General features: G+C 61.9%; 13 protein-coding genes. 9 read left to right on the forward strand and 4 right to left on the reverse strand.

Annotation, left to right across the window (positions count from 1 at the left end; all coding sequences use genetic code 11):
* The first annotated feature begins 96 nt into the window (after positions 1–96).
* From AC4PTT_RS20230 to AC4PTT_RS20265, 8 genes are all read left to right on the forward strand, one after another.
* Positions 97–1,026 (forward strand): LysR family transcriptional regulator, encoded by a 930-nt coding sequence (locus AC4PTT_RS20230; protein ID WP_492162865.1) that lies wholly within the window; start codon positions 97–99, stop codon positions 1,024–1,026.
* Between the two features lie 220 nt (positions 1,027–1,246).
* Complete coding sequence (locus AC4PTT_RS20235) at positions 1,247–2,266, forward strand: ABC transporter substrate-binding protein (RefSeq protein WP_113156769.1); 1,020 nt, start codon at positions 1,247–1,249, stop codon at positions 2,264–2,266.
* Positions 2,266–3,069, forward strand: coding sequence for an ABC transporter ATP-binding protein (locus tag AC4PTT_RS20240; protein ID WP_492162866.1), 804 nt, complete (start codon positions 2,266–2,268; stop codon positions 3,067–3,069). Before AC4PTT_RS20235 ends, AC4PTT_RS20240 begins: the two co-directional genes overlap by 1 nt.
* Position 3,070: 1 nt before the next feature.
* A complete protein-coding gene (locus AC4PTT_RS20245) occupies positions 3,071–3,886 on the forward strand; it encodes an ABC transporter permease (RefSeq protein ID WP_317561653.1) in 816 nt (271 codons plus the stop codon).
* A 21-nt stretch (positions 3,887–3,907) separates the two neighbouring features.
* Positions 3,908–4,627 (forward strand): GntR family transcriptional regulator, encoded by a 720-nt coding sequence (locus AC4PTT_RS20250; protein ID WP_113156766.1) that lies wholly within the window; start codon positions 3,908–3,910, stop codon positions 4,625–4,627.
* Positions 4,624–5,538: an Ldh family oxidoreductase gene (locus AC4PTT_RS20255; protein ID WP_492162867.1), complete on the forward strand. Its 915-nt coding sequence runs from the start codon at positions 4,624–4,626 to the stop codon at positions 5,536–5,538. The genes AC4PTT_RS20250 and AC4PTT_RS20255 overlap by 4 nt, the downstream gene beginning before the upstream one ends.
* A 104-nt stretch (positions 5,539–5,642) precedes the next feature.
* Positions 5,643–6,959, forward strand: coding sequence for an acyl-CoA thioesterase/BAAT N-terminal domain-containing protein (locus tag AC4PTT_RS20260; protein ID WP_492162868.1), 1,317 nt, complete (start codon positions 5,643–5,645; stop codon positions 6,957–6,959).
* A gap of 65 nt (positions 6,960–7,024) precedes the next feature.
* A complete protein-coding gene (locus AC4PTT_RS20265) occupies positions 7,025–7,903 on the forward strand; it encodes a DUF1684 domain-containing protein (RefSeq protein WP_206544977.1) in 879 nt (292 codons plus the stop codon).
* 59 nt (positions 7,904–7,962) lie between these two features.
* Here AC4PTT_RS20265 and AC4PTT_RS20270 read toward each other — a convergent pair whose 3' ends face one another.
* The 4 genes from AC4PTT_RS20270 to AC4PTT_RS20285 form a co-directional block, all read right to left on the reverse strand.
* Positions 7,963–8,700: a hypothetical protein gene (locus AC4PTT_RS20270; RefSeq protein WP_297562249.1), complete on the reverse strand. Its 738-nt coding sequence runs from the start codon at positions 8,698–8,700 to the stop codon at positions 7,963–7,965.
* 364 nt (positions 8,701–9,064) lie between these two features.
* Complete coding sequence (locus tag AC4PTT_RS20275; RefSeq protein WP_206548523.1) at positions 9,065–9,799, reverse strand: pentapeptide repeat-containing protein; 735 nt, start codon at positions 9,797–9,799, stop codon at positions 9,065–9,067.
* The gene (locus AC4PTT_RS20280) at positions 9,800–10,513 is read right to left on the reverse strand and encodes a pentapeptide repeat-containing protein (RefSeq protein ID WP_492162869.1); all 714 of its coding nucleotides are present in this window, start codon (positions 10,511–10,513) and stop codon (positions 9,800–9,802) included. It lies immediately after the preceding gene.
* A gap of 182 nt (positions 10,514–10,695) precedes the next feature.
* The gene (locus AC4PTT_RS20285; RefSeq protein WP_206544979.1) at positions 10,696–12,102 is read right to left on the reverse strand and encodes an aminotransferase-like domain-containing protein; all 1,407 of its coding nucleotides are present in this window, start codon (positions 12,100–12,102) and stop codon (positions 10,696–10,698) included.
* A gap of 128 nt (positions 12,103–12,230) precedes the next feature.
* On the opposite strand from AC4PTT_RS20285, the gene dctP reads away from it, so the two are divergent.
* Positions 12,231–13,265, forward strand: a complete 1,035-nt coding sequence (gene dctP, locus AC4PTT_RS20290; protein ID WP_113156761.1) for a TRAP transporter substrate-binding protein DctP — start codon at positions 12,231–12,233, stop codon at positions 13,263–13,265.
* The last annotated feature ends 36 nt before the right edge of the window (positions 13,266–13,301 follow it).

A 13,301-nucleotide genomic window follows, 5' to 3' on the forward strand; every position in this document is an offset into this window, starting at 1 on the left:
CATTTCACCTGCATGACAGTTCAATTCGAATGTCATCCGACTGATAGATAAAACCTATAGGCGGGTTGCCGTGATCAAACGCGAAAGTGTCAGGGCATGTCCGGCAATCCCATCGAACCGTCCATTCTGCGCCGCATGCGCAATGTGAGCCTGCGCCAGCTCATCTATTTCGACGAACTGGCCCGCCAGAGCGGCTTCAACCGCGCGGCAAAGTCGCTCGCCATCAGCCAACCCACTCTGAGCCAGCAGATTTCGCAGCTTGAAACGACACTGGGCGTGCGTCTGGTCGAGCGTGGAAACCGGCTCCTCAGGCTGACGCCGGAAGGGCAGTTCCTGCTTGGACAGGCGCAGCGGGTGCTCGACATTTTCGGCGACGCCATCGAAACACTCGAAGGGCGGCGCAATGCGCGGGAGCTCAAGATAGGCATTCCCAATTACATGTTCTATCCGGCAACCACACAATTGCTGCAGCGGTTTCGCAAAAGCCATCCGGCAAGCGATTTCTTCCTCACCGAACTTTCCGCCGAAGAGCTGAGCCAGAAGCTGAACGAAGGCGAGCTGGACGCTGCCTTCCTGACCATTCCGACGCCGCCACGCCTGTCGGAGGATCTGGAGAGCATCACCGTCTGGAAGGCCCCCTATCTGATCTGCCTTTCACGGCACCATCCGCTCGCCGCAAAGCCGTCTCTCAGCGGCGAGGATCTGGCGCATCTGGAGATCATTCTCGCGCCGCGAAACTATCACCGCGCGCATTACGATTATCAGATGGCCGGCCTTCATGCGCTGGGCTTCACGCCGCGCATCGTCCACACCCAGGTCAGCACGGCGCAGTCCCAGATGGCGCTTGCAACGGCGGGTGTCGGCGTCTGCCTGATCTCACCGGACACGCTCTCCATGAGCCCCGAACTGGTTCTGAAGCCCACCGAGCCAGCGCTGCCAGACCACGAACTCGCGCTTTTCTGGTCGCCGGCGAACCAGAACCCGCTGCTCAGGGAGTTCTGCAATTGCGCCCGGCGTTTCGGCTAGGCACCTTCCCCGATTTACCCCGCCCGGCACAGGCGAAATTGCTTCAATCGATACAACAGTACCAAAATGAAAATATCAGGTTGCGCCACTGATATATCAGTTGTACGGTTTCATTTCCGGCATGACGTTCTCCCTGCCCACGGCCCGGAAAGGCTTCGGACAGGGGCGGAAATGTCAGGCGCCGGCCAGTTTTCCTTGCGGAGAAGGAGGAGTCTCACGCATGCTCTCAGTCAGTCGTCGTGTTCTCATGGCAGCCGCGTTTGCTGTCGCTTTGGCACCGGCAGCCACCCTGCCAACAAAGGCCGAAGACCTGCCGGAGATTGAGTTCCTCTATTCTCCCTTTGCCGACTATGCGCCCTTCTTCGTCGCGGAAGATCTGGGATATTTCGATGAGTTCGGCGTCGACGTGACGCTCTCGCCGAAGGGCAACACGGCCGAGACCATCCAGATGCTCGCCTCCGGCAACATTGAAGCAGGCGCCGCCACCTGGGCCTCCAGCCTCTTCAACGCGCTTGATCGCGGCGCCACGGTTTCCATCATCGCCACCTCGGCGCGCATGCCGAACACGGTGCCCTCCCCGTCGCCTTTCATGGTGTCGCAAACGGCCTGGGATGAAGGCATCCGCACCGTTGCCGACCTCAAGGGCAAGCGCATCGGAATTCCCGGTCCCGGCGGCTTTGGCATGTATTCGGTCGCAAAGGCTCTCGAAAAGGGTGGCCTGACCATCGACGATGTCGAGCCGGTCTATCTGCCGCCGCCCGCGACTGCCGCCGCCTTCGCCAATGGCGGGCTTGAAGCGGGCTGGAGCATCGAGCCCTTCGCCCACCAGCTTGAAAAGCAGGGTCTTGGCCGCCGTCTGGTCGAGGATCACACCTTCGGCACCGAGCTCGGCCTGATCGCCTTCAACCAGGACTTCGTCGAAGAGAACGAGGAGGCGGTTGTGCGTTTCATGGCGGCCTATCTGAAGGCTGCGCGTCAGCTCGACAATGGCGGCTGGGAAGACGACAAGATCCTCGAAATCGTTTCGAACTACACCGGCACCGAGCCCGACGCCCTGCGCGGCATTCCCTATACGGTCCGTTCCGAAGACGGCGCCATCGACATGGAATCGGTGCGTGAACAGGAAGAGTTCTTCCGTCAGCGCGGCGCGCTCGAATATGAGGGAAATTCCGACATCGACAGCGTTTATCGCCGCGATCTTCTGCAGCGTGCCAACGAACTCCTCGCAAGCAAGAAGTGATGCAGGCCGTGCAGGAAAAAGTGCGTCCGTCTCCGGCGAAGACCGCCGGAGCGGCCATCGAGGTCAGCCATCTGACCAAAGCGTTCTACGACAGCCAGGACGACCGCGTGACCGTGGCCGTCTCCGACGTCAGCTTTGAGGTCGAGCGCGGCGAATTCGTGTGCATCGTCGGCCCCAGCGGCTGCGGCAAGACCACGGTTCTTCGCATTCTCGCCGGCCTTGAGGACGAGCTGAGCGGTTCCGTGAAGCTGCACAGTTCGACGCCGCCGGCGATGGTTTTCCAGGAAGCGTCCGTGCTGCCCTGGCTGACCGTGTCGCAGAACATCGCGTTCCCTCTGAGCCTCAAAGGCGTGCCCCGCGCACAGCGGGAGACGCGTGTGCGCGAAATGCTGACGCTGACGGGCCTGACCGACTTCGCGAACGCCCTTCCCCATCAGCTTTCCGGCGGCATGAAGCAGCGCGTCTCCGTAGCGCGCGCGCTTGTCGACGACCGCGACATCCTCTTGATGGATGAGCCGTTCGGCGCACTGGATGAGCAGACGCGCCTGGTTCTCCAGCAGGAATTGCTGCGGATCTGGGAAACAACCGGCAAGACCGTGGTCTTCATCACGCACAGTGTCGATGAAGCGCTGACGCTGGCGGATCGCGTTCTCGTCATGTCGCCGCGCCCCGGCAGGTTGGTCGCCGACATGCGCGTCCCCTTCGAACGTCCGCGCGACGTTGTGGAGATGCGCCGCGACAAGCGTTTCTGGGATATGACTTACGAGGTCTGGCGCTTGCTGGCCTCTCCTGCGGAGGCATGAGATGAGCACTGCGACCACGATACTGACAGAAGACGAACTCCGCCGGCTCAAAACACCGGCGCGGCGTGAAAAACTGTTCCGCTTCGCGTCCTATTTCAGCCCGCTTCTGCTCCTTTTGATCTGGGAGCTGTCGAGCCAGTTCAACCTGATCGACCGCCGTTTCTTCCCGGCTCCCAGCGCAATCGCCGAAACGGCCTGGCGCATGATCGTGAGCCTGGAGCTTTTCGAGCATATGGGCGCAACCCTGCGCCGTGTGGGCATCGGCTACATGATGGGCGCCATTCCGGGCATCACGCTCGGCCTCATTCTGGGCCTGTCCCAGCCTGCCCGCCGCATCCTCGGTCCGATCTTCTCCGCACTCTATCCGGTGCCGAAGATCGCCATCCTCCCACTGATCCTGCTGATCTTCGGCGTCGGCGATGCATCCAAATTCGTCGTCATCGCCATCGGCGTGTTCTTCCTGATGTTCTACAACACCATGGGCGGCGTCCTGCAAACCCCGCAGATCTACATGGATGTCGCCAAGAACGCAGGCGCGAGCCGGTTCCAGACCTTCACGCGCATCGCCTTCCCGGCTGCGCTGCCAAGCATCTTCACCGGCCTGAAGCTTGCTGCGGGTTCGTCCTACATCATCATCGCGGCTGCCGAGTTCCTCGGTGCGCGCAGCGGCGTCGGCTTCTTCATCTGGGCATCGTGGCAGACCTTTGCGGTCTCACGCATGTTCGTCGGCATCGTCGTGATTTCGGTCATGGGCTATCTCACCATCCTCGCCCTTGAGGCGCTGGAGCGGCACTTCGTAGCCTGGGCGAAGAACTGATCGGCTGAGGACAAGAGGCTCATGACCGTCGACACCGGCCCGGCCCCCAACGCCCACACACCCGTCTCGGAGCGCATCTATCTTGCGCTCCGGCAAAAAATCGTGCGCTGCGAACTCGCACCGGGCACCACGCTCGACACCAACGCCATTGCGCGTGACTACGACGTTTCGAAAACGCCGGTGCGCGACGCCATGCAGAAGCTCGCGGCCGACGGGCTCGTGACGATCCTGCCGCGCAGTGGCTATCGCGTGGCCACCATCACGTTTCAGGCCGTCCACGAAATCCTGGACCTGCGCGCGGCCATCGGCCCGCACGCGGCACGGCAGGCAGCGCGTTATGCCACTCCGGCCGACATCGCCGAGCTGCGCGAAATCGTTGCCGAATACGCCACGCCGCTCGACATCGGGGCCATGCAGCAGGTGGCGCGGCGCTTCCATGTCGCCATCGCGCAGTGCAGCCGCAACAAGCGCGTTGTCGCTCTCTCGGAAACCCTGTTCGACGAGCTTGAACGCCTCCTGCGCTTCGCAATCGACTTCTCGGTCAAGATCGGCGAACACTCGGACGAGCACACGGCGCTTGTCGACGCCATCGAGGCCGGCGATGGCGAAAGGGCCGCCGCCATCGAGGCCGAACACATCAAGAGCAGCCGGGCGTTCCTGATCGAACGCCTGATGACGCTCGGTTATCTGTCCGCTGGCGAAGTCCAGATCGGCAATGCAGCGCGGGGCATGGACGAATGATCGCATTTCCCGACGCAGTTGCGCGGCTGTCGGCAGCGCTTGGCGACACTCCGGCAGCGAAACTTGCCTCAGCAGCACTGATCGAGGCCGACGCACTCAACCTGTCGCGCTTCGGCATTGCCATGCTGGATGAGTGGACGGCCGACGCCGCGCCCGTCCCTACTGCCGAAACCCCGCAGACCGTAAGCTGGCTCGACTGCTCGGCCGCCTTTGCACCGCTTGCCGTTGCGAGCGCCACGCTGGGCCTCACCACAACCGCACGGGAAAAGGGCATCGCCGCCGTCTTTCTTCGTGGCGTCAGGGGCTTCGGCCGTCTTGCTCCCTTCGTGCGCCATCTCGCCGATGCCGGCCTTGTCGGGATCGCCGGGGCGGAAGGCCCGCCTTTCGTCGCCGCCCATGGCGGGACGCGCGCCGTCATCGGCACCAATCCGTTCGCCCTCGCCATGGGCACTGGCGCGGACCGCGTGGTGATCGACGTGGCAAGCAGCACCGCCACCATGGCCGACATCCGCAACGCCCGCAGCACCGGCGCTCCCCTGCCGGAGGGAATTGCGCTGAATGGCGAAGGACAGCCGACCACAATCGCCTCCGAGGTTACCGCACTTCTGCCGCGCGGCGGACAGGTTGGCTCTCTGCTCGGCCTCGTGGTCGAACTTCTGGCCGGTGTCGCCGGCGGAGGCCGCGACGATCCGAAAGGCCGGGGCGTGTTCCTGCTCGCCTTCGACCCTGAAGCAGCCGGAGACAGCATCGACTGGCAGGCCCGGCTTGCAGCCCTCAAAAGCGACTGGACCGGAAGCGGCGGTCACTGGCCGCGCGGCGGCGCACGCTCGCCCGAAGCCGCGCTGGGCTATGATTTTGCCAAACGCCTCGATGCTCAGCTCGCACGCATGACAGGTGAGGCAAACCAATAATGCCACGCCTTTCCCGACACGGCCGGAGTGCCTCCGGCTCAGCCCCTCTGCGCGCCAATGCCCGGAAATGGCTGACCACCCCTCTTGCAGAAATGGTGCTCTAGATGACGACAAATCCTGCTTCCGCGCCCGTTGTTTCCGTCACCCCCGCTGACGGCCTGATCGACGAGCCCCGCCGCATCGTCGTCTCGGGCCTCACGCCCGATGAACTCGTCGCGATCTCCGCGCGGACAGTGCGGGCGGGCGGCGTTCTCTGGTACAGCCAGGCGACATTCATGGCCGATGCCGATGGCGTCGTCGATCTGACCCGCGATGCGCCCGTTGGCGGCGATTATGCGGAAATCTCGGCAATGGGCCTCATCTGGAGCCAGAAGCCGGTCGACAGCAACAGTCAGGAGCTTTTCCCCGACGACGTCATGCAGCCGCTGAAGACGGCGCTGACGGCGGAAACCGCCGCCGGCGTCAAGGCAGAGGGTGCGCTTCTCCAGCGTCTCGCAGCTGAAGGCGTGGAACGGCAGGAAATCCGCGAAGACGGACTGGTCGGCACGCTGTTCACACCCGCAGGCCCCGGCCCGCATCCCGTCGTGGTGGTGCTCAATGGTTCCGGCGGCGGCATCAACGAGCCGCGCGGCGCGCTTTACGCCTCTCATGGCTATCAGGCTTTTGCGCTCGGCTATTTCAAGGCTCCGGGCCTGTCGCCCTTCATCACCGAGACCCCGCTCGAATATCTGGAGACCGGCCTCAACTGGGCGCACCTCACGCTCAAGCCGCGCGACGGTTTCGTGGCTGTGGCCGGGCAGTCGCGCGGCGGCGAACTCTCCCTGCTTCTCGGCTCGACCTTCCCCGATCTCATCTCCGCCGTGATCGCCTATGTGCCGGGCGCCATGGTGCATGGCGCACAGGGTGCGGGTGATCCCGCGCGTGGCGGCTGGCAGGGCGTGACCTGGACCCGGGGTGGTGAGCCGCTTACCCATCTCTGGCAGGACAACAAGGCCGTGCACTGGCACCCCTGGGGCGGCGACGCACCACCGACCCGGCATCATTCCGTCTTCTTCGAGGGCCTGAAGGACACCGATCTGGCCGCACGCTCACGCATTCCAATCGAGAACACGAAGGCCGCCGTCCTGCTCGTTTCGGGCCGCGACGACCGCGCCTGGCCATCGAGCCTCTACTCGAAAATGGTGGTTTCCACCCTCAACCGGCACGACCACCCGCACCTCGTCCGTCATCTCGATTTCGATGACGCCGGCCATGCGATCAACCTGCCCTTCGTGCCTTCGACCCAGTTGAGCCGCGAGCACCCGGTTTCGAAAGTGCCCTACACGAATGGCGGTACGCCATCGGGCAACGCGCGGGCGGATGAAGGCTCCTGGCGCGGTGTCCTCGCATTCCTCGACGAACTCACACGCCCGGCCGGCTGAAGCGCCGGTCCACCCGCTTTCTTTTGCGCAAGCAGACAACTGAATCCTTCGAAAGGAAGATGAACATGCCCACGACAGAACACCTGGAAGGTCAATGGCGCGAATGGCGCTATGCCCACGTCGCCAAGATGTTCCGCCCGTATGGTTGGACTTCGCTGGTTGCGCAGTACTGGCTGGAGAAAGACGATCAGGGCGTCACCTTTGACCTTCTGCCGGGCACCTGGTCGGTGGAAGACGGACGCATCATGTTCACCCCGCCCGCCGAAGGCCCGAACCTGTCGGTGGACGGCGAATACCCCACGGGCCCGGTGGAGATCATTCCGGGCCGCAACCAGACCTATGGTCATGGCGACAGCCTTCCGGTCTATTTCGGCCGCAACGAGGTGGAAACGCTTCTGCGTACGACGCATGACGGCCAGCCGCTTTTCGGCGTGCGCGTGCGCGACCCGCTTGAGGCCACACGTCTGGAAGACGCCGGCGTCACCGCTTTCGATTACGATCCCGAATGGCGCATTCGCGGCGTCTACACGCCGAGCGAACGCACCGACTACGAGGCCGAAACCGTGGAAGAAGGCGTGCGTGAATCCACGCCGCGCATGGGCACCTTCACCTTCGAGTACAAAGGCAAGAGCCACGAACTCGTTCTCATCGGCAAGGACACGCCGGATGGCGTACAGCCGGTCGCCCATGTGCGCGACAAGACCAATGGTCCCGTGACCTATGGCGCCGGCCGCGTCATTGAACTTCAGTTCACCGACGAGACCAACAGCCGCATCGACTGGATCGATTTCAACTATGCTGTGGCACTGCCCTGCGCCTTCACGAACTTCGTGACCTGCCCGCTGGTTCCGCCGGAAAACCACCTCGACTTCGAGGTTCTGGCCGGCGAAAAACGCCCTGCGCAGAACATTGCGCGGACCATGACCTATCAGCCCAAGGACTGACCGGCCTCCACAGTCTTCAGGCATGTGCCGCCAGGTGTTTCCCCTGGCGGCACAACACCCTAAAATGTGATGGAAAGCCCGACGACCGGGCCATGCTGGGTCACGCGATACTTGAAGTCGCTGACATTGTCGCCGCCATCATAGTCCTGATAAAGAACGCGATAGCCGACGCGGAACATGGTCGGAACGTCGCGGATCATGGTCCGGTAGCCGAGATAGGCCTGACCGTGCGCACTGAAATCAGTGCCGGCGCCAAAGCCGCCAATGTCTGCTTCCGCCGCAAAATTCCAACGGTCATCAATGTCGTAGATCATCCGCGCGCCGATGAACGGGTCGGTCCACTGCACCTTCCGGCGAGCGGTCATCGGCCCGACTTCGACCTTGGCGTCTATCTGTGTCCAGCGAACACCAAGCGTCGGCTCGATTGCAAACACGCGCGGCCTGCCAAAGAGCGTCGCGCCACCCAGCTCCTGCTCGTAAACGCGATAATAGGCGCCGGCGGCAAGCGTGGTGTTGATGACCTGCAACGCCAGTTCATTGTCCAGAATGTCTTCATCCTGGCTGGTCTTGACGTACTGGCCGTCGACATAGACGCCGAACGTGCCATTCGTGACTTCCAGATTGCCCATCAATCCGACATCGAGATTCTTAAAGATCTCATGAAAGGGCATTTTTACATCAGTGCTATATCCAAGAACGCCCGCCGTGCCGTTGAGCGACGCGCCCCAGACATAGGGGCTGAAAATCACCCGCCATCGCTGCTGATCCTGGATTTCGGCCTCTGTCGCGCCAAGCATGTCGCTGGCCTGCGCCGCAGCGGACGCAGAGCACAGGGCAAAACCCGCCAGCGCGGCCCTGAAGAGGCGCGCAGCTGATAAACCACCACTCTTGCCCGCACAATGTTCGGTCATATTCCCCCCTCGCTCCAGCAGACACCGGCCACCCCTTGTCCCTGGGATTCAGCGTAAAACTTCGCCAAACTCAGAACTCACAAACATTTATTTCATCAAACAGGGCAAGTGAACTGGTTTTTTTACGAAAGCGTCGCGAAAGCCGAAACATACGCCAGATGATTTTGGCCATTTCCTGCATCGTTTCCATCAACTCTCACCAGAGCTGTGAAAGTATTTTTCAGATGATCAATATTACTGGGTCCTGACCCTAGTTCAGCACCCTGATCCGGAATTGCGCCAGCACCTTTTCCTGCTGATCACGGCTGATGGTCAGATCATCAGTCGTCAGCGCCTCGGTCAGATCCAGTTCATCGATCTGCGCATGCGCGATGCTTGCCCCCGTCAGGACCGCACGCGTCAGCCTGGTTCCATTGAGATTGGAGCCTGCAAAACTGGCGGATGAGAGATTGCAGCCGGTCAGGTTCGCACCACGCAGATCGCAAAACTCGAACGTGCTGCTTTCAAGATTGAGGCCATTCAGATCGGCGTCCTGAAGTTTCGTGCGCACGCACGAAAAGCCACCCATTATGTGCCGATGGTTGATCTGCCGCTGAACGTCGAGCTTCAGCTGCGCCTCACCCGCATCGCAGTCTTCCAGACGCAGCATGAAGCCCAGGCAGTCGCCAAACACATTGTGCGAGACATCGCATTTCAACAGAACCGCATTCGACAGGTCGCAGCGCGACCAGGTGCAGCGCTGCGTCTCCTTCTCTCCGCTGAAACGGCAGGATTGCAGTTTTGCGTCACGGAACGAACAGCCGATGAACTGACAGTCGTGAAAGGTGGACAGGCCGATCCGGCCGCCATCGAAAATGCAGTTCACGAATTCACATCGAAAAAACGTGGTTTCGAAGATCGCAAGGTCGTCGAGAACCTCATCGCGGAAGCTCTTCTCCGAAACGTTCTGCAACCCTGCGGCTTCTTCCAGGCTCATCGCGTCCATTCAGAAAACCAGCAGCCCGAGTTGTTCCAGAAGCTCGGCGGCCTGTTGCCTTGAGATCATCGCTCCCCTGAAGCGGCGGGCGTCGGTCAGCTTTATCTCACCAAGATCGGCATCGCGCAGATCCGCAAGCTCGAAACGGCAATCCCCCAGATTCGCGCCCCGCAGAGAACAGCCCTCGAATGTCGCCCCGCGAAAGTCGCACATCCGCAGGTCCGCCTCGCCGAAATCGACCCGCTTCAACACCTTCTTGCGAAACGAGAACGATGGCAGGGTGGCCATTCTCAGGAGCACTTCCTCGAGCTGAAGCTCAAGGCTGCGCACTTCCGTCAGGTCCGCGCCGAGCATCTTGCAGCCAGTGATGACCGCCGATGTGAGCGTTGCGCGCCGAAAGTTTGTATTACTGAAATCACTACCCGCAATCCGGGCGTCGGTCATTTTTGCGCCAACGAAACTGGCCTTCGCAGCCCGGCAACCAACAAAAGCGGCATCATCCAGCTGCGCGCCATCAAAACAGGTCCGGGTAAGATTGCATTCCTCAAAATGCCATCCCTCCATGTCCAGCCGCGAGAGATCGGCGTCTTCCAGAACGCAGTTCCGCAGCACCACCGGCGCACCCGACCCGGTGAGCTGGCGTAGCGCATCCCGACCGAGTTCCTGATCGGCGAGCGTGGCGGAACCTTCGCCTGTTGAGATCATCTCAAAGCGGCCTTCCATGAAAGAACTCTCTGAACCAGCGTTGTCCTATTCCCCACCGCGCTCCCGCCATCCTGACGGGAGATGCATTTGCGGCGAGGCCGAAGCATCTTGAAGCGCCCTTATCGAAGACGCGCCGCGAACTTGCAATCAGAAGCGGCTCTGGACCCAGGACACTCCTGACAGTCCGGCTCACATCGTCTTTACGCGCGCGAAGCGTTTCGCAGCTGATCCGCCAGAAATGCAAGGAAGCGCGGATGCGTCCCATAGGCGACATTCACCCGGATCGCCGCCCTGCCCTGCGTCGGCCTGCCCGGCCGAAAGACGCTGCCCGGCGCAAGGAATATGCTCTCCTCAGAGGCCGCACGGCAGAGCGCCATCTCGTCAATCGAGTCGGGGAACTCCACCCAGAGATAAAAGCCCGGCGAGACACTCTTGCGAACTGTCAGCCCCAGCGCCTCAAGCCGCGCAAGCGAGGTCTTGTGCGCTTCCTCGACGCGCGATTTCAGCTTTCGCAGATGCCGCAGATACTGCCCGCCCTGAATGAGATGAAACACGAATCGTTCCACATAGTCGGAAGTGGCCACCGTGGTCAGCATCTTCAGATTGCCGAGCGCCCCGACAATGGAAGGATGACCGGCGACGAAACCGCAGCGCAGGCTGGCCGACAGCGTTTTCGAGAAGGTGCCGACATAGAGCACACGGTTGAGCTGATCGAGGGAGGCAAGCCGCGGCAATGTCGCGGGCAGAATGTCGGCCAGGGCATCGTTCTCCACAAGCAGAAAGCCCCAGCGTTCCGCAAGCTGCATGAGGCCGAACGAAACCGCCGGCGACAATGTGCTGCCGGTGGGGTTGTGGGCGAGAGACTGCGTGAAAAAGACCTTGGGCCGATGCAGCGCCAGCTTCGCGGCCAGATCTTCCAGATCCGGTCCGTCATGGCTGCGGCGAATGCCGATGATCTGCGCCTTGGCGAGGGTCAGTTTTGCAAAAAGCGGATAATAGCCCGGATCATCGACGAACACCGTGTCACCCGGCTCGATCAGATGCCGGATGATCAGGTCGAGCCCGTGATTGACCCCATGCGTGAGAAGAAGCCCGTCCGGCTGGGCGGTGATCGAACGTTCCAGAAGCAGAACCCGAAGGCGCTCGCGCAGCGGCGCATAGCCCCAGGAACTGCCATAGCCGAAATCCACCGCAGCCGGATCCGCCGTCCTGAAACTGGAAAAATACCGTTTGAGTTCTGCCCCCTCCATCCACGAGGCCGGCGGTCTGCCGTCGCCCGGCCGCACCTCATAGTGCTGGTCGAGCTGTTCGCGCAGGAGCGAGACCACATCCACCGCCGCAGCCACATGCGGGGCGGGCGGTGCGGGGCGGTCGATCTGAAACTGCGCGACGTAGTAGCCAGACCCGGCGCGTGCCTCCAGCAGCCCCCGCGCAACCAGCCTGTCATAGGCCTCCGCCATGGTGTTTTTGGAAACACCATGCTCCCGCGCGGCCTGGCGCACGGAAGGCAGCCGCTCACCCGATTTATAGGCTCCGGCGGCGAGCAGCCCGCTGACATGCTGGACAATGCGGTCGACGCGAGAGAGGCGCGTATCGCTTTCAGTCATCGCTTATTGCCCCATTCCTCCTGCTGGGACAGTCATCGCCAATTTGCGTCAAACTGTCCCTTGATTGTCCCAATTCATTTTAGGACAATTTGCGCTTATGAACAAACATGCTGTCTTGGGAGGAAGCAATGACCGATTTGAAAAGACGCCGTTTTCTGACGGCTTCCGCATTGGGCGGTGCAGCAGCATTGGCTATGCCCGCAGTGGCGCGCGCAGAAGAAGCAGTCCAGTGGCGCATGCAGGCGCTCTGGGACGGCGGAACAACGCCGTTTGAGTTCGAGAAGAAGTTCGTCGAGCGTGTCTCGGAGCTGACCGACGGCCAGTTCGAGATCAAGCTGTTCTCGGCGGGCCAGCTCGTGCCGGCCAATCAGGCGTTCGATGCGGTTCGCAGCGGCGCATTCCAGCTGATGAAGACTTTTGACGGCTATGAAGCCGGCAAAATCCCGTCTTTCGCCTTCACCTCGACCATTCCGTTCGGTTTCCCGGATCCCGACCAGTACGAAGCCTGGTTCTATGAGCTCGGCGGTCTTGAAATGGCCCGTGAAGCCTATGGCAAGGCCGGCCTGACCTACATCGCGCCGACCGTCTATGGCGAAGAGCCGATGCACTCGACCGTCAAGATCGAGAGCATTGCCGACATGGCCGGCAAGAAGGGCCGCTTTGTGGGCCTCGCTTCTGCGGTGATGGGCGATCTGGGTGTTGCGGTCACGCCGATGGCGACGGCCGAAGTCTATTCCGGTCTTGAAAAGGGCCTGATCGACTTTGCAGACCGTGGCGACCTCACGGCCAATTACGAGGCTGGCCTCGCAGAAGTCGCGAAGTTCATCATCCTGCCGGGCGTTCACCAGCCCACCACGGCCACCAGCTATGTGGCGAATTCGGCCGCCTATGACGCACTGCCGGAAAGCTACAAGGCAGCCCTTGCCGTCGCAGCCCGCGAGATTTCGGGCTCGCTGCGTCAGCGCATCATCGTGCAGAACAGCCAGGTGCTCGACAAATATCGCGAGCAGGGCGTCGAGGTCATCTACCTCGATCCGGCGGATGTCGCAGAGGCCCGCTCCAAGGCCGTCACATCCTGGAAAGCCGCAACGAAGGAAGATCCGCTGGCGACCAAGATCGTCGACAGCCAGATCGGCTTCATGCAGTCGCTCGGTCTTATCTGATCCTTGTTCCAGGCGGGCGGCCACAGCGCCGCCCGC

The sequence above is a fragment of the Nitratireductor sp. WH36-1 genome (genome assembly GCF_058725515.1).

What these genes read in the sequence shown, in the direction of transcription:
- AC4PTT_RS20230 (WP_492162865.1), top strand. Translation starts at nt 97, where the DNA reads ATGTCCGGCAATCCCATCGAACCGTCCATTCTGCGCCGCATGCGCAAT.
- AC4PTT_RS20235 (WP_113156769.1), top strand. Translation starts at nt 1,247, where the DNA reads ATGCTCTCAGTCAGTCGTCGTGTTCTCATGGCAGCCGCGTTTGCTGTC.
- AC4PTT_RS20240 (WP_492162866.1), top strand. Translation starts at nt 2,266, where the DNA reads ATGCAGGCCGTGCAGGAAAAAGTGCGTCCGTCTCCGGCGAAGACCGCC.
- AC4PTT_RS20245 (WP_317561653.1), top strand. Translation starts at nt 3,071, where the DNA reads ATGAGCACTGCGACCACGATACTGACAGAAGACGAACTCCGCCGGCTC.
- AC4PTT_RS20250 (WP_113156766.1), top strand. Translation starts at nt 3,908, where the DNA reads ATGACCGTCGACACCGGCCCGGCCCCCAACGCCCACACACCCGTCTCG.
- AC4PTT_RS20255 (WP_492162867.1), top strand. Translation starts at nt 4,624, where the DNA reads ATGATCGCATTTCCCGACGCAGTTGCGCGGCTGTCGGCAGCGCTTGGC.
- AC4PTT_RS20260 (WP_492162868.1), top strand. Translation starts at nt 5,643, where the DNA reads ATGACGACAAATCCTGCTTCCGCGCCCGTTGTTTCCGTCACCCCCGCT.
- AC4PTT_RS20265 (WP_206544977.1), top strand. Translation starts at nt 7,025, where the DNA reads ATGCCCACGACAGAACACCTGGAAGGTCAATGGCGCGAATGGCGCTAT.
- AC4PTT_RS20270 (WP_297562249.1), bottom strand. Translation starts at nt 8,700, where the DNA reads ATGCTTGGCGCGACAGAGGCCGAAATCCAGGATCAGCAGCGATGGCGG.
- AC4PTT_RS20275 (WP_206548523.1), bottom strand. Translation starts at nt 9,799, where the DNA reads ATGGACGCGATGAGCCTGGAAGAAGCCGCAGGGTTGCAGAACGTTTCG.
- AC4PTT_RS20280 (WP_492162869.1), bottom strand. Translation starts at nt 10,513, where the DNA reads ATGGAAGGCCGCTTTGAGATGATCTCAACAGGCGAAGGTTCCGCCACG.
- AC4PTT_RS20285 (WP_206544979.1), bottom strand. Translation starts at nt 12,102, where the DNA reads ATGACTGAAAGCGATACGCGCCTCTCTCGCGTCGACCGCATTGTCCAG.
- dctP (WP_113156761.1), top strand. Translation starts at nt 12,231, where the DNA reads ATGACCGATTTGAAAAGACGCCGTTTTCTGACGGCTTCCGCATTGGGC.